Raw genomic sequence first — 19,301 nt, forward strand, 5'->3', positions numbered from 1 at the left:
ATAAAAATGAAAAAAACTAATAATGATGCTCTTGTGAACTGACGATAGAAGAAAGGCAAACAATGACAATGCAAAACCTGGGTCTTGAGTTACGTTACCTTAAAACACTGAAAGCCATTCACCAAAGCGGCAGCCTGGTAGAAGCCGCCAGCCGTTTACATCTCACCCAATCCGCTTTGTCCCATCAGTTGAAAGAGCTGGAGCATCGTATTGGGATGGAAGTGTTTATCCGTAAATCCCGGCCACCCCGGTTTACCACTGCCGGGTTAAATATTCTGGAGCTGGCTGAAGAAGTGCTGCCAAGATTCAAGGCTACAGAACAACGCCTGATGAGATTGGCGGGCGGCAAAGCCGGACGGTTGCATATTGCCATTGAGTGTCACAGTTGTTACCAGTGGCTAATGCCAACCATCACAGAGTACCGGCAACACTGGGCAGAAGTAGAAATGGATTTCTCCACTGCCTTTAATTTTGCCCCCTTACCGGCTCTTTCCCGGGGTGAACTTGATCTTGTGGTCACGTCTGACCCAGTGCCCATTGATGGCATCGAGTACATCCCCCTTTTTCGTTATGAGATGCTGCTGGCCATTGCCAGGACACACCCATTAAAAGAACGAGAGTTTGTCACACCTCTTGACCTGCAACAGGAAGTACTGATCACCTACCCTGTTGAACAAGGTCGTTTGGCGGTCTTCTACGATTTTCTTGACCCGGCAGATATTGAGCCTGCTGATATCCGTACAGCAGAGTTAACATTGATGATGCTGCAGCTGGTTGCCAGCCAGAGAGGTGTTTCTGCACTGCCATGCTGGGCACTGGCGGAATATCTTGATAAAGGGCACGTTGCGGCAGTTCGACTTGGTAAAGAGGGGTTGTGGTCAACACTGTATGCAGCGATTAGAGCAGAACAAAAGGAGCAACCCTATATTGCCAGCTTTATTACCTCAGCCAGAGAAACCTGTTTTGCAACCCTGAATGCTATAAAGCCAGCATAATCAGGTAATACCAATTCCGCCTTCTAAATATGATATCGAGCAAGTCATTTTGGACAGCTGGGCAAGGCGGAATGACGAGTAATAGCAGGGCTATTGCGAGGAATTCCAACGAAGATCCAGCGGTTCAAAATGGCTGCGCAGTTCATATTTAGAAGGTGGAATTGGTATAAACACAGGGATCATAAGTTTTAACCAGATGATCGGTCACTTTCGGCAACGGCAACTGAGTTGCTCCCGGGAGACTGACCAAACAGCCATTAAAGTTCATATTCGAGCCCCAGCCCAAGCACTTCTGGCGTGTTCAAATAATAGGCCTGTAAAACATCGCCATGGTGTTTCAGGGCATTCATGCGGGTCTTGCTGGTCGGGTGTGCTGAAAGGAATATATTGACCACTTCTCGCAGACTTCCACTATAAGCGATAGCCCTGCCCCAGACTCTGGAGCATTCTGAAGGGTCATATCCAGCCAAGGCTGTCAGGTAGATGCCTATTTCGTCAGCCTGAGTTTCACGATTCTGCAAAATTGAGTTGGCAAACGGAATACTGGCCAGGGCCAGCTGATTCAGAAAAAGGACATCACTTAAACCCTGCCCCATGTGCCTTGCCAATATATGACCCATTTCATGTCCCAGAAAACAGGCCATGCCAGCCTGATTTTTCGCCAGGGGAAAAGACGAATGATAAATCGCAATATTATAGCCACTGGTTGCAAAGGCATTGGGAACACCACTATTCATGGTTGAGATTGTCCAGTAATCGGCAGGGATATCAAAAACCTGCTCAGCAACGGCCGTTAAACGTTTGGCTACCGGGTCGAGAAATTCGGAGTATTTCTGTTCAAGCTCGCGGGATGTCTCCTCACGCAGGACCCAGTCCTGCAATTGTGCTAATTTGTAAAACCCCCAGCCAAGTGGCAGGTGAAGGTAATCGAAAGGGGTCTTTAAATACGTTCGGGATACCACGGAAAGAGTCCCAAGCGCAGCCCCGGTCAGGAATGCCCTGACCGTAAAATCAATAAAAAACGGGTTGGCACTGTTTTTTGTGATTGCCGATGCAAGGCCAGTCCAACTGACGCCGATCATTGTACCAACAGTGCCACTGGCAACCGATGCAAGGCCATTGTTTTCAAACTCTTCCAGCAGGCTTCTATCAACAACTCGATGGAGATTATTGATAACATCGTTTCTATTTAATGTATGAACCTCTTGATTCCCATGAGCGCTGGAAACGCAGGAAAGCAAGTAAATACATACAGTTAATGAGGTTATGGATAAACACTTGACTCTGGAAAACACCTTCAATCCTCTAAAATGATTCGACCCGCTATAGAGTTCAGACAAGAAAAATATAGTTTGGTTCCATCATTCTATTCAATCAGGGTTCGCCATTACCAATATCTGTATGGAGCAGTTGCCGAGAGTGACCGCCCATTTAGTCAGAAACATATGATTCCTTTTGGCCAACTACCTACACCATCTTGTTCTAAAAAACTCTCTTGAATATATTCAAATAAAATTAAATTTCACCAGTTATGGAACTTTTCATCAAAAAAAATAACTAATTTATATCATTATTAAAATAAACTTCGCTAAAGGAAGTCATTATGGATATTTCCACCACACCAATTACCCCCGATGCCAACATCCAACGACCTCTTGCAAAAAAGTTCCACGGACAAGTTGCAAAAAAGCTCCACGGACAAACCATGACAAATGGCCGGATAAAACCAGCAAAATCCTGTACATTCATGCTTAAAGAAGGTTCAGAGCCACAACAAGATGTAGAGCAGTCAAAGCCCAGACATATATCACCGCAAGAGAGAACCGTAATTGAGTTTTCAAGATTTTGTTCAAGCACTTTTCATTCAAACGCCGACAGTAGAAGCAGCAAATTTCTGGAAAAACAATACTCCGAGGATGCTGAAACTGTAGTAACAAGCTTTTGCATTATGATGCGATTGTTCAGCCATACCCACGAAAGCCTTTTTCGTGATATTACCGATACGATTGGAGTCACCTATGATAGTAAAAAAAATTCCTTGCAAACTCTGAAAGGATTAATTCATTTAAAAAAATACGATAATATCCCTGGCATTAAAGCAGCACGAAATGCTATCCCCGGTAAAGTAAAAGCAGCTCCCCATGCAGCAAACTCTGAAACAGGCCTCCTGAAATGCCAAAGTTCAGTTCAAACAGTAACTCGCAGATTCCGGAAACATCCCTTAGCGGAAACAACATCTACAGTCAGAAACCAGGGTAAATCACACTCAGAAGGAGAAGCGAACTCCCGGCCAATTAAGAAAAGAAAGGTAACTTGCCAAAACAAATCTTCTAAAAATCACCCTAAAAGAACTAAAGCAAGATTAGATGCGGTTAAAGACACTATTAATGCCTGCCTGCAAGAGCCAACCTCAAAAAAAGATATTGAAATTACCATCAATCGTATATTTCGTCGAGGCAAACACTGGAAGAATCTGACATCTCTGAGAACCAGCCTGAGACGCTGGTTTTACGATCTTAATCCCTCTATGACCCAGGGATTTAAAAAAGAAGAAATTAAAAAGGCAGAAGAGGTTTTTGCAAGGCTTATGGGGGTCTATCCATCATCAGGAACAAAAACAAAAACCTAGGTCATCGTTAACCTTCGTTATTTGTCAAAGTTGATGGCAAGTCGCTATTCCCTGGCTGCTGCGCTACTTCCATCTGCTGTTTGAACTGGTCAAGCCGTTAAGCGACAGAGAATACATACTTCCTGCAGGCAGCCAGTAACGCTATGAAATTAAACAGTAATCAGAATTTTCATTATTTTCATTATGCCTGTTTCGTAATCGATAAGCTTCATTTTCGGCCTGCCGGTATTGTTGCCGATAAGGCTCATTTCCAGCCTGCCTGTTTTGCTGTCGATAAGGTGCATTTCCAGCCTGCCAGTTTTGCTGTCGATAAGGTGCATTTCCAGCCTGCCGGTTTTGCTGTCGATAAGGCTCATTTCCAGCCTGCCGGTTTTGCTGTCGATAAGGCTCATTTTGCAGTCTATAAGCTTCATTTCGATATAAGTCATACTCCGCTGGCGATACGCTATAGCCACAGATTTCCTGATAATCCGCATGATCAAAGATGTGATTTTCATCCGCTTTATCAAACAGCGGGTCAATGGGACCAAGCAAAGTGGACATAAGGTAGAAGCCTTCTGTAAAGGGAAAAGCTGCGCCCTGGTGCCCCTTCACTTCTCTCATTTCTGATTGGAAATCGTCAACAACATGAACGTTTGGCTGCTCATCTGCCTCGTTCATCCACTCGACTGATGACTCTAGATCAGTACAGGCAACCAGGCACACCGGACTCCTCTCAGCCTTTCGGTGTTTCAGTAATTCAAAAATATGCTCTTTAGAGCCTCCGTTATTGGGCTCACCATCATTAAATACATAGATAATACGGGGGGGAGATTTCGGAGAACGTTCAGACTCTTCTATGCTTTTTAACATAGCAGGATAGAGCGGGGTTGAAGGGAGTCTCTTAGCCCTGAAAATACTGTCCAGACACCTCTTCATCTGCATCGCAACCTCGGCTGGCGTGCCACCGGTATCAATTGGTGGGAATTCCTGAGTGAAACTTTGAATTTTTATTCCCATCACCGGAATATGGGCTAATAAATCGGCAACATGACTCAACCGATAGACCGCCTCTTCAAACCTGGACATTCTTACTCCGACCTCAGGATGTACCATGCCATCCTGGGTATCCATTGACATGCTGTTATCAATAATAAAATGCAGTTCATAATTTTTCAGGGCGGCCAGTCGATAGGCCAGCCAGGTTGATCCGTTGATTGAACCACCCAGCACCTGCTGGATCGCATATTGCTGCTCAGGTGTAAATGCTCGTTGAAACTTTTCTATGGGCGAGGGAAACGAGGTGGTTATTGATGGTTGAGAGCCAACCCCGGACTGTTGGTCATCGGTTCCCGGGTATGGAGGCGGAGGATCCGAGTATGGAGGAAGATCCGGGTATGGAGGAAGATCCGGGTATAGTTGCGGGCGAACAGTGGCTGTTGATACAACACCTTGCGCCAGATAATCAACGTTTCTCACCTGCCCCGAATTGGTATTGGGACGGTCACTGGGAGCATGTGCCAAATGTTGTCTATTGGGATCTTGTGAATTTAAGGAGTATCCAAAGTAATTCACTGATTCTCGATGGCCAGAACCAGCGGGTAATCGACATGCGTCGGATGAGGAAAGAGGCGCTTGTGATTGTGGATAGGTTACCTGCTGGTTATTAACAGGATTTGCTTGATGACCTTTCGTGTCCATAGCTAAAACCTCTGTATATTATTTTTTCTTTAGGCCATCAAAAATAGACAAAAAAATAAGAGAATAAAATTTCTGTTAAAAAAAATAAAAAATTTACAATTAACTTGAAATCAGACAAAACCCAATGCCTCCCTCTGATTGCTAAACCAGAGAGAAGCAGCGCTTTTTTATGACTATAATGATACCGTCTCTTATCAAGGCATAGCAGCAGGGAAGTCCAGGCCGGTCATTTCATCCAGTCCAAACATTATGTTCATATTCTGAACGGCCTGGCCTGCTGCCCCTTTGACCAGGTTATCAATAACAGACAATATCACCACCGTATCCCCGCCCTGTGGACGATGGATGGCTATACGACACTGGTTACATCCGCGAACCGACCGGGTTTCCGGGTGGCTGCCCACAGGCATAACATCAACAAAGGGCTCATCGGCAAAGGTACTCTCATACAACCCTTGAAGGTCAATACTATGATCTTTGACGGTGCAATACAGCGTGGAGTGGATACCGCGGATCATTGGGGTCAAATGGGGAACAAATACCAGGTCGCCGGTAAATGGCGATACCCCCGTTTCTGGCATGCGCTCAATACCCTGGCGAATTTCCGGCAAATGACGATGACCGGCAACACCATAGGCCTTGAAAGACTCGGAGGCTTCGCAGAGCAGCGTGCCCACATTGGCACCACGGCCAGCGCCGCTGACTCCCGATTTGGCATCGACAATGATATTGCCACTCACCAGCCCTGCCCTCAACAGGGGTAATAAACCCAGCTGCGTTGCCGTTGGGTAGCAGCCGGGGTTGGCCACCAGCCGGGCGCTGGCAATATCGGCACGGTTCATTTCTGGCAGGCCATAGACCGCTTCTGCCAATACCTCCGGGCAGACATGCTCAAGACCATACCACTGCTGCCACAGCGCTGTATCGCGCAAACGAAAGTCAGCCGCCAGATCAATCACCCGAACACCGGCAGACAGTAATTCCGGCACAGACTCCATGGCAATACCATTGGGTGTGGCAAAAAACACCAGGTCACATGAGGTCAGCTGTTGGTTATCCGGAAGCGAAAAGTTCAGATCAAGCTTTCCCCGTAACCCGGAAAAAAGTTCACTGACCGGCTTTCCCGCTTCAGAACGGGAGGTGATCATACGCAACTCAACATTTGGATGAACCGATAGCAACCGCAACAGCTCCGCTCCGGTATAGCCCGTTCCACCGACAATCCCCACTTTAATCATCTGCTGCTTCCGTTACGTCTGGATTATTGTTTGAACCGGCGATCTTACCAGAACTCTCCGGGATATCGTCGCTCCAATGAAGGAGACTACTGAGTGATTTTTAATGGCGTAATCAGGTCATTCAACCCATTGACCTGAATCTCCAGAGTCAATGCCAGCAGCTTACCCAGCTCACCCTCCGGAAACCCTTTGCCAGCAAACCAGAGAAGATAGGGCTCTGGCAGGTCGATCAGTCTTCTGCCCTGATACTTCCCGAAAGGCATGGTCTGGTTGGCGATTTTGAGCAGGTCTTCTTTATCGAACATCGGGTTTTCTCAGGCTAATTACAATAATAGGCGGATCAGCCATGGCACAAGCAGCGGCATGTAGACAGCACACAGGCACATTCCCAGGCTGGAATAGACTCCCATGGTCAGATCCAGCTCAAAAGCCCGGGCCGTGCCGCCTGCATGAGCGTTTACGCCCATGGCAAAGCCAATGGCCCTTGGATCAGTCACGCCAAACTTGCGACACAGTGCTGGCCCCACCAGCGATCCATAAACGCCGGAAATAATGACTACCGCCGCTACCAGGGAAATAATAGCGCCATACTGTTCGCCCATCACCAGGGCAACCGCTGTGGTTACGGCTTTGGTAGAAATGGATAACACCACGTCTCTTGAGCCGCCGGTTGCCAGAGCCATCCCCATACCCATAAACGCCGCCAGCAATCCACCGATCAGTAATGTACACAGAAGAGGTCCCGCTAACTGACGAAGAGTGTGCAGCTGTCGTGACAGAGGAACCGCCAGTGCTACCGTAAATGGTGCCAGCAACATCTTCAGCAACTCGCTGTGCCTGGTATACACATCGGGCTCAAGTGGAGAACAGTGAATCACCAGAAAAACCAGCAGACTGGTGGTAAACAGCGGGTGAAACCACCCTTTGCGCCCCATACGATTAAACAACTTTTCCGCCAGCAGGTAAGCGCCCAGATTGATCAACAAAATGGCAACCGGGTTGTTCATTTGCCGCTGTAATAGTCCGTAAGAGAAACTGATCACCTCATCCATGATGATTCTCTCCGCAGGTGCTGGCAAAGCGTTTCAGCAGCCATTGCAGAAGAACAGCCGTTAACACCAGAGAAACAGGAGTCGCCACCAACATGGCCAGAGCGATAGGCAGCCATTGCTGCAAGAGCAGGTCACTCAGGAAGAAAATACCAACACAGCCCGGGATAAACAGCACGGCCAGGTAACGGATACAGAACTGGCTCACCGTATCCAGCGACTCACTGACACCGCCAGACAACTGAAGATAAATAACCAGAAGTATCAACCCCATCACAGAGCCCGGAACTGCAAGACTGAATGCGTCACTTAATACATCACCCAGCACGGTAAAAAACAGCAAAATGACAATGCCTGACAGCGTTCCTGATGACATCGTTCGATCTCTCCTGAAGCAGCTATATGCTGCGCACTAGTACATGGTTTCAATGTAATTGATGGGTTCCTTCTATCAATGACTTCCAGGCTCCGTTCGTCCTGAGCGCCCTTCGGCTCGGCTCAGGGTGCACGAAAGAAGGGTGTAAACACCATACCCTGAATAAAGACTGTGCCAATCACCCTTCGACTCCGCTCAGGGTGAACGGAGATTGTACACATCAAATCATCGAAATAATGTGCAAAAATCGTTCAATCATACCTGAAAAGTAAAACACTGTTTTAACAGGTAGAGAGACGCAATGACAATCCGGTAAACTGCAAACTACATACGTCAACCGACGTTATTTAATTCCGGCATAAGCGATTACTGAAGCCCATAACCCTGAAAAAGTCATATTTTCACCCCATGCCAGGAAACAAAATCATCTGATAACCGCTCAGCAACGGAACAACTTTACCCAGGCGGCGTCTATGTTTAACAACCCCTCGATACAGAATTTAAGGCTGCGTCTGGCGCAATCAGAAGCGCTGCCACAACTGACCCTGATGGCACTGATGACCGGGCTGCTGGCCGGAGGCTTTCTTATCGCCTTTGAGGATTTGCTGTTTTACTTTGGCGTTGTTTCTCAGCGTGCCCTGATATCTGAACAGGTATTTGCAACACTCGCATCGGTGGAAAGTGGTTATGAAGCTCTCCCTCCCCTGGTTCGCTTCCTGTCACCTATCGGGGGAGCCATTGCCCTGATCCTGTTAATCAAGCGCTGCCCCCCCGGGCAAAGAAGCTTTGGCATTGCCCATGTGATCGAGCGCTTGACCCTGAACAGGGGCTGGTTACCCATTACCGGCACCATCACCCAGTTTTTGACGGCACTGATCGCGCTGGTCAGTGGCTTCTCGGTGGGGCGTGAAGGGCCTGCGGTACATATGGGCGCAGGGGCAGGCAGCTTTCTGGGCCAGATGCTGAAACTGCCAGCCAACACTCTGGGAGTACTGGCGGGTTGTGGTACTGCCGCAGCCATTGCCGCACTTTTCAATACGCCCATGGCCGGGGTGATCTTTGCCATGGAGGTAGTTATGAAAGAGTATTCACTGGAAAGCTTTATTCCGGTCATGGTATCCGCTGTGGTGGCTTCCGTTCTGACCCAAACGGTTTACGGCCCTAACCCGGCTTTTCAGATCCCGATCATTCCTTCTGCCGTACCCGAAGACCTGATGCTGACGGCGATCACTGCGGTCATTATTGGCCTTCTTGCCGCAGCGTTTATTCAAATTAATATCTTTGCCATGCAAAAGCGCCAGAATAAGGTCGTATTGCCACTGTTAATCGCAGGGCTTCTAATGGGCATAGTCGCCGTTCTGGTCCCTGCAACCATGGGCATTGGCTATGACACCATTGAAGCCCTGCTGAACGGCGACGAGGTAAAGCTGCAGTTTCTCTTTATCCTGCTGGCGGCCAAGCTGGTGATTACACCACTGGTCATCGGTCTGGGCGTTCCCGGCGGAATGATCGGACCATCGTTGATGATCGGAGCCGCAGTCGGTGCCTGCTGTGCTATACTGGCTGACCAGTTACCGGGGGTTTCTACCAATATCACCTTTCATGTCATCACCGGGATGATCGCCATGATGGCGGCGATCTTTCAGGCTCCGTTGACGGCCCTGATTACCGTGCTGGAGCTGACTCACAGTTCCCAGATTATTCTGCCAGCCATGTTGGCTATCGTGATCGCCTGTCTGACCTCCAGCCAGATCTGTGGCCAACAGAGTATTTTTGCCATGCAGTTCCTGGCACGTGGACAGAGTATTCAGCTTTCCCCAATGGCTCAGTTGTTGAATCGAACAGGGGTTGCGGGTTTGATGGATAGACAGCTGGTGACATTATCGTCAGAGTCTGTACCAAATGAACTCAGGAGGATAAACAGCACAAACAGTCATTGGGTCGTCCTGGGCGATCGACAACCCGGGCAAATTATCAGAACTAAAGACTTGCTTGAATGTCAAAAGCAAGGGGAGGATGTAACCAGTCAGATAAGAGACAACGTTGTTATACAGACACTGCCCATTGATATGCAGTCTACCTTATATGAAGCTCGTAAAATCATGCTTGATAAAGGTCTCGATGTATTGCTGGTCATGGAAAAGAACGGGCGGAAAAAAGTAGAAATATACAACGCTGTTGGTGTTATTACTCTGCAATCAATTGAGCGTTTTCTCAGTAACGCACAGTAGTTGTACATTAATGACGAATAATGATGCTTGAGACATTCAGCCAGCAAGAATATTTGATAGATTCACGTCTATCGGGGGCAAATGGGTCCCTGTAGCCACTTTATAAACGATTAGAAAGCGAGAAGATCAATAAAAGGGTGTAACCGATGGAAGTCAACCAGTTGGGAGCAACCTCAAACGTTGGCGCTCTGCCAGAAACGCCAAGTCAAGATGACAATACCACTGAGCCTTCTGCCAGACCCGGCTTCATGGGGCGTGCAGTCAAGGGCATCCGCCACTCTTTCAGGCGAACCGGGAAAACGCTCGATATTTCAGCAGGGACATCAATGCTTGTCTCAGCCAGAAAAAAAAATCGAACCAACCTTTATTCAGCACTCTCTATTGATGTCCAGGGCATTTCGGCTGAAGCACTGATCAGGGCTAAAGTTAAAGCGTTAGCTACTGGCCAGATAACCGTTACTGATTTCATGTCATGGTATGAGCCTGAGCAAAGAGCCGCCGTTTCCCCAGCAGCTCTTTACACTAATTTCGACAAAATAAAAAAACAGCTGGCGAAATTAATGCAGTTACCTGAAGCAACCAGCCTCTCACAAGACAAGCTTGTGCTTTTAAACGGACAAGCAGAAGAAAAAAATGCTCAAGATTTTGAAGAACTGCTCAACATACCTAAGAAAATGCCAGACATCGACGAAAAACAAAAGGTCATTTTAGAAACAATCCATCAAATCTTTCATGAAATAAAAACCATCCATGACTGTTTACCAGAAGAAGAAGATTCGCCAATTCAACTTAATTCAGGCTGGTGGCCATCATTTGATGAGCAATGTGAAGAAGACAGCCCGGAAGTACCCAATTCCCCATGCTTTAGACTGTTGAGCAGCCCAGAGCTTACTCTTCAGTTACATGAGCATCCAAATACCTATAAAACAATCACCTCCGAATTGACACAGTTAATGAAAGAGTGCGAAACCAGAATTTTAACGGGGGGCAGAGTTCGCCCAAAAGGGTTTTCCAGGGAAGAGTGCAGACGCTTTTTTTTCGCCTGTTGCGTCTGGGAATCTGACGACATTCAATTGATCAACCCGTTACAAAAAGTTAAACCTCAGAAACAGGCGATAACACAGCTGGCAACGCTGATATGCGACCACTTTATGGAAGAAAGCCTGAACAACAGGACTTCTCACTCCTGGCTTACCACCCGTCAAGATAAATACAGAGAAGAAGCCAAACTGGCCAGAGGCCGCTGTGTCCTGGAAGAACAAAAAACCGAACGCGCATTACTGCAAAACATCATCGGCAGACCTCAGGGGCTCCGGGAAGATCTCAGGCTTCTCTGCGACAAAATCTCCGAGTTGATGATCAGCAGACCAGCGTTAATGAGCAGCAGGAAAGATATCAGAAAAAAACTGGTCAAACTCAAAACAGAATCAGAAATATTCCTGGCCGATAGAATTCGGAATAAAGACTTACTGGCAACAAATGACTTCGTCATCTCATGTTATCACGGTTTACGGGCAGCTCTCCGAGATATCCCAAACCCTCCATGGTGGTCGAAAAACTGGCCATACCTGTACGCTGATTATATGAAAGCAAGCAGTGAGGAAAAAACAGTAACGGCTATAGATCCACAGCCCCCAAAGCGTTGAATCAAGAAATTTAAAGCATGCAACTTGATTTACTTTTCTAACCTGTAAGAATGCTTACAAATTCAATAACAATCGGGTTTAACCATGCTTTGGGTAACAGCTTTCCACATTATCGCCATGACCTGCTGGTTTGCAGCTCTCTTTTACCTGCCGAGGCTGTTTGTCTATCACACCATGAGTGAAGACCAGATCAGCAGAGATCGCTTTGTCATCATGGAAAGAAAGCTGATGCGCGGCATCGCCACCCCCTCCATGATTGCCACCCTGACGCTTGGCCTGTGGCTGTTACACTATATCCCCAGCTACATCAGTGCCCCCTGGATGCATGCAAAACTGACCCTGGTAGTTCTGACCGTGGGCTATCACCATATGTGCGCCCGCTATATGAAGCAACTGGCCAACGGCACCAGTACCCACAGCCACACATTTTTCAGAGTTTTCAATGAAATTCCTGTGGTCTTCCTTGTGGGTATTGTCATTCTGGTGGTTGTTAAGCCCTTTTAGAAGGCTGACCATCTGGAGCATAAAATCCAAGGGAACCCACTGCTCCTTTACGATATTTATACTCCCTGGGGTTAACCACAAAAAAGCCTCAGTCTCCACCATGCCCGCCGATAACCTGTCTCAGGACATATTTCAGGACAGGTCGCCATGGATGACTCATTCTATAAACTGGTTTTCGAAGGAGAAATACTGCCGGGTTTTAAGGAAAGAAAGGTGCGAAAAAACCTGAAAGAGCTCCTGAATGTCGACAAGGCAGAACTGAAGCATCTTTTCTCAGGAAAGCCGGTTATTATTCGAAAAAATCTGACCGCCAGTGAAATCCGTCCTTATGAAAGAGCCATGATCAAGGCTGGAGCCCATTGCCGGATTCTCTCTATGACCAGTAATGAAGAACTCCCCCAAACGCCACCAGAAACCATCCCGGAGCAGGAGCAGAAACAACCGGCCGAATCATCCGGGCAGTTTCAACTGCTCCCCAGAATGGGAAGAGTACGATTTATCGCCTCCCTCTGGGTAATTGCGCTGCTGGTCGTCTGCGCCTGCTGGGTTCCGGGGCTTTTAACCCCTCACCTGACACCTTTCTACCCACCTCTGGAGTCACTGCACCTGACACTGGGCCTGATGACTATTGCCTGCCTCCTTATGCTGACCATGGCTGCCAGAAGGCTTCATGATTTTGACCGCAGTGGCTGGAAGAGCCTGCTGCTAGTGATCCCGGGCATCAACCTTCTGTTTCTGTTATGGCTGACCTTTTCCTCAGGTACTGCCAGTACCAACCGGTTTGGGCCAACTCCCTATTCCGCCGGGAGAATTGCCCAGGTTTTTGGCCTGTGGATTCCATTACTGGCCCTGATTGCCGCAGGATCCTATGGCTGGCTTTACCAGAATGAGCTGCTGCAGCTGGCTGCCAATGTTCCGGAAATGATTGATCAGCTGGTTCTTCCGGCACTGGAACAAAACCTCTGATATGCTCTGACACATTGGAGAACAATTAACCACAGCCTTGTTACGATATACGCATCAATACGCAGTCCACCGACACAGGTCAATGGTTATAATATTTTCATACCGCTTTTCTACTTTATACAAGTCATGATCATCCGGGAGGTTGCCTTGGAATAGACCGTCCTGCTGCTGTGACAGCACATGGGTTCAGACATTCGTTTTTCCGGTAAATAGCACCACTATTCACCGCACAAAAACGATGTTTCCTCCACAATGTTCTGCCATCTCCGTTACGGACATTATTTCCAGACAGTCTCCTTGTGATTGGTTCCGGCCGCGGCGTTTGACGATATTCGTGACAATTCGCTTACATTAAAAGCATTAAACGGGCATTTTCGAAAACTGTGCGGTCATTTTCACTGGTAATAGATTCTATGAGCAAAGACAGCGTTCTGGTTATCAACTGTGGCAGTTCTTCCCTGAAGTTTGCAGTCATCAACCCGAAAACCAAAGAGGAAAGCATCAGTGGCATTGCTGAATGCCTCGTGGGCAACGAAGCCTCCATCACCTGGAAACTGAACGGTGAGAAGCAAACCCTGAATCTTGGCGCTGCTGGCCACGAAGGTGCTATCGAAGCACTGGTGGGCATTCTCCGTGAGAACAACCTGATGGAACACATCGAAGCCATCGGTCACCGCATTGTTCACGGTGGTGAGAAGTTCACCCAATCCACCCTGATCACTGATGAAGTAATCCAGGGCATCGAAGACTGCAGCCACCTGGCACCTCTGCACAACTCTGCTCACCTGCTGGGTATCCGTGCCTGCATAAAATACTTCCCGGAGCTGCCACAGTCCGTGGTATTTGACACAGCATTCCACCAGACCATGCCGGCAGAAAGCTACCTGTACGCGGTTCCTTACAACCTGTACGAAGAGCACGGCCTGCGTCGTTATGGCATGCACGGCACCAGCTACCGTTATGTCAGCAAAACCGCTGCCGACATGCTGGGTCTTGACCTGGACAACAGTGCTATCCTGGTTGCGCACCTGGGTAACGGTGCCAGTGCCTGTGCGATCAAAAACGGCGAATCCGTTGATACCACCATGGGCCTGACGCCGCTGGAAGGGCTGGTAATGGGTACTCGTTCCGGTGATATTGACCCGAACGTCTTCAGCTTCCTGAACAAGCAATGCGGCTACTCCCTGGACGAGATCATCGACCTCCTGAACAAAAAATCCGGCATGCTCGGTCTGTCTGGATTGGACAACGATTGCCGTGTTCTTGAAAATGCCGCAGCAGAAGGTCATGAGCGTGCCCAGCTCACCCTGGACATCTTTTGCCACGTTCTGGCCAAAAAACTCGCTGGTTTTGCCGCTGAACTGGGCCGCATTGATGCACTGGTCTTCACCGGCGGTATCGGTGAGAACTCCAGCACGATCCGTAAGAATGTCATGGAGCGTCTGTCCATCTTCGGCTTTGACGTTGATGAACAAGCCAACGAAGAGACCTTCCGTGGCAAGAGCGGTGTTATCACCAAGCCCGGCTCAACCGTAGCCATGGTTGTCGCGACCAACGAAGAACTGATGATTGCCCGTGATACCGAAGCGCTGATTGCTGGCTAAACTGGTTATCTAAATGATGTAAGCAACAGGAGGTTTCACCTCCTGTTTTTATATCAGTATTTCATGAGAAGGATTCGTCCGGATATGCGTACATTTTTCCTGGCACCAACACGTTATGGTGTTGGCCTGACCTCCGTTACCCTGGGCCTGGTTCGAGCACTCGATAATCTCGGTCTCAGGGTCAAGTTCTTCAAGCCCATTGCCCAGTTGCATGTAGGCGACACTGGACCAGAGCGTTCCACCAAACTGGTCCAGCGTATCATGGACCATGAGCCGCCTACCCCCATTACCTCCCACCGTGCTGAAGACCTGCTGGGTGATAACAAGGGCGATGTCCTGATGGAAGAGATCGTAGCCCTGTTTGAACAGGCTTCTCAGGACTGTGACGTGATGGTGGTAGAAGGTCTGGTTCCGACCCGGGAAATGCCCTACGCCAATCGCCTGAACAGCAGCATTGCCAAAACCATTAATGCCGACATCATCCTGGTGTCTGAGCCCGGTAATGATTCTCTGGCAGACCTGGCCGACAAACTGGAAATCGCTGCCGACAGCTTTGGTGGCATCAAGAACCCGAATGTCGTCGGCTATGCCCTGAATAAACTGACGCCGGACGTGGTTGCCAGCCTGAATAAAGACGGCCATTTCCAGAGCCTGCCAGAATTTGCCCGCAAGCCATTCCAGCCGCTGGGCTATATTCCGTTTGACAATAACCTGGCCTCCCCAAGAACCATGGATATTGCCGAGCACCTGAAAGCAGACATCATCAATGCCGGTGAGATGGATACCCGTCGGGTGACTTCTTACACCCTGAGCGCCAGAACGCCCACCAATATGATTCATCACCTGAAGCCAGGTAATCTGGTGATTACTCCGGGCGACCGTGATGACATCATTCTGGCCACCTGCATGGCGGCCCTGAACGGTGTTCCCCTGGCGGGTCTTCTGCTGACCAGCGGTATCACTCCCTCCAAACCCGTGATGGAACTGTGCAGCAAGGCCATCGGTACAGGTCTTCCTGTCATGCTCACCGGGGAAGACTCTTACACCACGGCAACCCTGTTGGATCGTCGCCATAACGAATTGCCGGTTGACGACGCTGCTCGTGTTGAACTGGTTATGGATACCATCGCTGCCAACCTGAACACCGAGTGGCTGAAGCAACAATGCTCTGCCCTGGCAGAGCGCAGACTCTCCCCCCCGGCCTTCCGTTACCAACTGGTTCAGAGAGCCCTGGGTGCCAATAAGCGTATTGTTCTGCCAGAAGGCGATGAGCCACGCACCATTCAGGCTGCCGTTATCTGTCAGGAGCGTGGTATCGCCCAGTGTATCCTTCTCGGGCAGCGCAGCGTTATTGAACAGGTCGCTAAAGACAACGGCATCACACTGCCGGATGGCCTGATCATCATGGAACCTGAGAGCATCCGCACCCGTTATGTTGACCCGATGGTTGAGCTGCGCAAGAACAAAGGCCTTACCGCCCCGATGGCGGAAGCTCAGCTGGAAGATACTGTAGTACTCGGCACCATGATGCTGGCTCTGAACGAGGTAGATGGTCTGGTTTCTGGTGCAGTACACACCACCGCCAACACCATCCGTCCGGCGTTCCAGCTGGTCAAGACGAAAAAAGATGCTGGCGGACTGGTTTCCTCCGTCTTCTTCATGCTACTGCCTGACCAGGTTCTGGTATACGGCGACTGTGCCGTTAATCCAAACCCGGATGCAGAACAGCTGGCCAATATCGCCATTCAGAGCGCTGACTCCGCCACGGCGTTCGGTATTGAGCCACGTATTGCGATGATCAGTTACAGCACCGGAACCTCTGGTATCGGTGCTGATGTAGAGAAAGTGCGCGAGGCCACTGAAATCGTTAAAGCCAAACGTCCGGACCTGATTATCGATGGCCCTCTGCAGTACGATGCTGCCTCCGTTGAGTCGGTAGCCCAGAGCAAGGCTCCCGGCAGTAACGTCGCGGGTCGTGCGACCGTGTTTATCTTCCCGGATCTCAACACAGGTAACACTACCTACAAAGCGGTACAACGCAGTGCAGACGTTATCAGTGTCGGTCCAATGCTTCAGGGTCTTAACAAGCCAGTTAATGACCTTTCCCGTGGTGCCTTGGTTGACGATATCGTTTACACCATTGCCCTGACTGCGATTCAGGCTGAAAACGACTAAGTTCGTTTAATTCTTCCCATACAAAGCCGGACAGAAATGTCCGTTTTTTTTTATGGCTGTCAGTAAACGGTCATATTCCCCTTTTATGCTTACATCATAACTGGCCTGATTCATGCCGCTCTTTTTATAAAAAGTCAGATAGGGTAGTTTGAAAAGAGGTGCTTTTGTTACGTGTTTGTTCGTCAAAAAACGACAGTGCACCTTGTTTTACGTATTCATTGTCAATAAACCAACACGGAGGCCGATAACTCTATCCTATGCCCAAAGAGAAAAATGCAACGAACGGCACAAGAAGTGCCAGGAGAAAGAGTATGTCCAGTAAAAACTATACCTTAAGCGCAAAAACTCTTGTATCTACGTCCATCATCACCTGCCCGGACTGTCTGCACCATGCGGTTGAAACCATGCCTCAGGATGCCTGTGTTTACCTTTACGAATGCAGAAATTGCCAGAAACTGATTACCCCACAGGAAGGCGATTGCTGTGTTTTCTGTTCACACGGAAATCAACCCTGCCCTACATCACAACGGGATAGAAAAGCCTACGCTGAAATGACACCCCTCAGTGAAGAAGTGGCTGAAAGCGTCTCTGCCTCTGGTTTATGACCCCAATAGCCCGTACTATACCCAATTGACGATCCTGTCTTTTACCAGCCCGAGGTTTTGGAGTGTCTGCTTACTGTACGGGCAGCACCTCTTTACTTCCGGGAGCCTTAGGAGCCTGTACATTGCCAAAGGCGAGAGGGTAAAAAAACCGTAATCTGTCATCAATCAAAACGCCGTGCTGCCGCTATTAACAGAAGTAATTCTGAAAAAGTACCCGGTAGCAATGAAAGTCAGAAAAACCCTGATTTTTCCCCTTGAACATCAACACTCTGACAATTTAACCAGACACTCGCTGCTCTATCGTGCAGCCAACTGGCTGGAAACCACTATGCGGGCTTTACAAGAACAGCGTGAAGAGAAGCAACTTACTGAGCAGCCTGAGCAACAGAAACCGGCTTTCCCACCCTCAAGGCAGTACCCGTTCCGGCGCTGCCTGATAAGAACCCGGTTTTTTATGCCCACAAGAGGACGACTGCCAGTATGCACCCACCTGCCGCGCTCCGGACCTCACCATTGGTAACCAATCCCCATTTTGATTCGGCTGTCGACATTTCTGGTCTTATCCACCGGGTCACTGTCGTAATCAACAATATGCGTCAGATTCCAGGTAATGCGATCGGTCAGTCCAATGTTTAACCCCTGATTGACATTAACCAGTGTCGTAGACTGTTTTAGCCGGAAGAACGTTCGGCTGTTGGCAAAATATTCCCAGTTATTCATGAGTCGTGTTCGGTAGTTAAAGATCCAGGTCAGGGCATAATCCCGCTGCGATTCATTGGTAATATAGTCTTCCCAGAGCTGACTGATACCCCCACTGGTTTTCAACGCCCTTTCAGCGGTTTCCCAAAAACGATAGCCCAAGGCACCACCCACTGATGTACGGGTTCTCAGATCGTCTTCCGAATCATATTCCTGTTCTGCGGCTCCCTGCACAAACCAGTGCTCATCCAGGTAACGGCTGTATGAATAGCCAACCTGCCACTCAGAGCTTTTAATACCGTCATCATCTTCCACTTCAATATCCCAGTAAAAAGCATTTTTATTCCACTGATCATCAATATTGAGCTTGCCTTCAACACCAACCAACAACTCATCATCGTTGCCGGATTTGCTGTCCAGCGTGGCCACCAGCTTACCTCCCAGCGCCCAGGTATCGGCAATCACCGGCTTTTCAATATGGATAGCGGCAACCGGCCATACTGCTGAGAAAGAGCGCTTTCGACCACTCTCATCAATAACCGTAACGCCTGTCTGCTGGCCTTCAAACCGCCGCAATCTGGCCTTCTCTTCACCAATCAGGCTGACCCAGAATGTTTTATCCGAGTCCAGGGCCGTGACATAGCGCCAATCCAGTTCAATAGTACCTGCATACTTTGTTTGTAAACTCAGCTTGCCAGAATCCAGCTTGACAATGTCGCCAGACAACACATCGCCATTGTTCATCCAGACGGTATCAGCCCATGTCATACTGATAGAAAACAGACAGAATATTCCCAGCAGCCTTGATAAACAGCGAAGGCTCCTTTGGAGCAACATAAAAGGAATTCTCCTGAACAGGTTATCCACCTGTAAAACTCATAAATACGACAGGCTCCACAATTTC

At 48.7% G+C, this 19,301-nt stretch carries 17 protein-coding genes; 10 read left to right on the plus strand and 7 right to left on the minus strand.

The genetic code is table 11. The annotated features are described in order from the left end of the window. The first annotated feature begins 62 nt into the window (after window positions 1–62). Window positions 63–995: a LysR family transcriptional regulator gene (locus ACO6VE_RS11450; protein WP_422450121.1), complete on the plus strand. Its 933-nt coding sequence runs from the start codon at window positions 63–65 to the stop codon at window positions 993–995. A gap of 257 nt (window positions 996–1,252) precedes the next feature. Here ACO6VE_RS11450 and ACO6VE_RS11455 read toward each other — a convergent pair whose 3' ends face one another. After that, window positions 1,253–2,236 (minus strand): M48 family metalloprotease, encoded by a 984-nt coding sequence (locus ACO6VE_RS11455; protein ID WP_422450120.1) that lies wholly within the window; start codon window positions 2,234–2,236, stop codon window positions 1,253–1,255. 362 nt (window positions 2,237–2,598) lie between these two features. Between ACO6VE_RS11455 and ACO6VE_RS11460 the strand changes: the two genes are divergently transcribed. Next, window positions 2,599–3,624, plus strand: a complete 1,026-nt coding sequence (locus tag ACO6VE_RS11460; RefSeq protein WP_422461372.1) for a hypothetical protein — start codon at window positions 2,599–2,601, stop codon at window positions 3,622–3,624. Between the two features lie 141 nt (window positions 3,625–3,765). On the opposite strand, the gene ACO6VE_RS11465 is transcribed toward ACO6VE_RS11460, so the two are convergent. From ACO6VE_RS11465 to ACO6VE_RS11485, 5 genes are all read right to left on the minus strand, one after another. Continuing rightward, window positions 3,766–5,127 carry a hypothetical protein gene (locus ACO6VE_RS11465; RefSeq protein WP_422461374.1) on the minus strand — a complete coding sequence of 454 codons (1,362 nt, stop codon included), beginning with the start codon at window positions 5,125–5,127 and terminating at the stop codon, window positions 3,766–3,768. Window positions 5,128–5,498: 371 nt separating this feature from the next. Next, window positions 5,499–6,542: an N-acetyl-gamma-glutamyl-phosphate reductase gene (argC, locus tag ACO6VE_RS11470; protein WP_422450117.1), complete on the minus strand. Its 1,044-nt coding sequence runs from the start codon at window positions 6,540–6,542 to the stop codon at window positions 5,499–5,501. An 86-nt stretch (window positions 6,543–6,628) separates the two neighbouring features. After that, window positions 6,629–6,847 carry a DUF3820 family protein gene (locus ACO6VE_RS11475; RefSeq protein ID WP_422450116.1) on the minus strand — a complete coding sequence of 73 codons (219 nt, stop codon included), beginning with the start codon at window positions 6,845–6,847 and terminating at the stop codon, window positions 6,629–6,631. A gap of 18 nt (window positions 6,848–6,865) precedes the next feature. Next, window positions 6,866–7,594, minus strand: coding sequence for an LrgB family protein (locus ACO6VE_RS11480; RefSeq protein WP_422450115.1), 729 nt, complete (start codon window positions 7,592–7,594; stop codon window positions 6,866–6,868). Continuing rightward, window positions 7,587–7,967, minus strand: a complete 381-nt coding sequence (locus ACO6VE_RS11485) for a CidA/LrgA family protein (protein WP_422450114.1) — start codon at window positions 7,965–7,967, stop codon at window positions 7,587–7,589. The genes ACO6VE_RS11480 and ACO6VE_RS11485 overlap by 8 nt, the downstream gene beginning before the upstream one ends. Window positions 7,968–8,440: 473 nt before the next feature. Between ACO6VE_RS11485 and ACO6VE_RS11490 the strand changes: the two genes are divergently transcribed. From ACO6VE_RS11490 to ACO6VE_RS11525, 8 genes are all read left to right on the plus strand, one after another. Further along, complete coding sequence (locus ACO6VE_RS11490; protein ID WP_422461376.1) at window positions 8,441–10,198, plus strand: chloride channel protein; 1,758 nt, start codon at window positions 8,441–8,443, stop codon at window positions 10,196–10,198. A gap of 146 nt (window positions 10,199–10,344) precedes the next feature. After that, complete coding sequence (locus ACO6VE_RS11495) at window positions 10,345–11,844, plus strand: hypothetical protein (RefSeq protein ID WP_422461378.1); 1,500 nt, start codon at window positions 10,345–10,347, stop codon at window positions 11,842–11,844. A gap of 84 nt (window positions 11,845–11,928) precedes the next feature. After that, a complete protein-coding gene (hemJ, locus tag ACO6VE_RS11500; RefSeq protein WP_422450111.1) occupies window positions 11,929–12,348 on the plus strand; it encodes a protoporphyrinogen oxidase HemJ in 420 nt (139 codons plus the stop codon). A gap of 147 nt (window positions 12,349–12,495) precedes the next feature. After that, window positions 12,496–13,314 carry a DUF805 domain-containing protein gene (locus ACO6VE_RS11505; protein ID WP_422461380.1) on the plus strand — a complete coding sequence of 273 codons (819 nt, stop codon included), beginning with the start codon at window positions 12,496–12,498 and terminating at the stop codon, window positions 13,312–13,314. A gap of 413 nt (window positions 13,315–13,727) precedes the next feature. Next, window positions 13,728–14,918: an acetate kinase gene (locus ACO6VE_RS11510; RefSeq protein WP_422450109.1), complete on the plus strand. Its 1,191-nt coding sequence runs from the start codon at window positions 13,728–13,730 to the stop codon at window positions 14,916–14,918. 84 nt (window positions 14,919–15,002) lie between these two features. Then, complete coding sequence (pta, locus tag ACO6VE_RS11515; protein WP_422450108.1) at window positions 15,003–17,093, plus strand: phosphate acetyltransferase; 2,091 nt, start codon at window positions 15,003–15,005, stop codon at window positions 17,091–17,093. 311 nt (window positions 17,094–17,404) lie between these two features. After that, window positions 17,405–17,698: a GDCCVxC domain-containing (seleno)protein gene (locus tag ACO6VE_RS11520; protein WP_422450107.1), complete on the plus strand. Its 294-nt coding sequence runs from the start codon at window positions 17,405–17,407 to the stop codon at window positions 17,696–17,698. A 223-nt stretch (window positions 17,699–17,921) separates the two neighbouring features. Beyond that, entirely contained in the window at window positions 17,922–18,218 is a 297-nt protein-coding gene (locus ACO6VE_RS11525; protein WP_422450106.1) for a hypothetical protein, read from the plus strand. Here ACO6VE_RS11525 and ACO6VE_RS11530 read toward each other — a convergent pair. Then, the gene (locus tag ACO6VE_RS11530) at window positions 18,206–19,234 is read right to left on the minus strand and encodes a DUF481 domain-containing protein (RefSeq protein WP_422450105.1); all 1,029 of its coding nucleotides are present in this window, start codon (window positions 19,232–19,234) and stop codon (window positions 18,206–18,208) included. The genes ACO6VE_RS11525 and ACO6VE_RS11530 overlap by 13 nt on opposite strands. Window positions 19,235–19,301: the final 67 nt, after the last annotated feature.

It is taken from the genome of Endozoicomonas sp. ALB115, assembly GCF_049310245.1.
In the GTDB taxonomy this organism is placed as follows: domain Bacteria; phylum Pseudomonadota; class Gammaproteobacteria; order Pseudomonadales; family Endozoicomonadaceae; genus Endozoicomonas.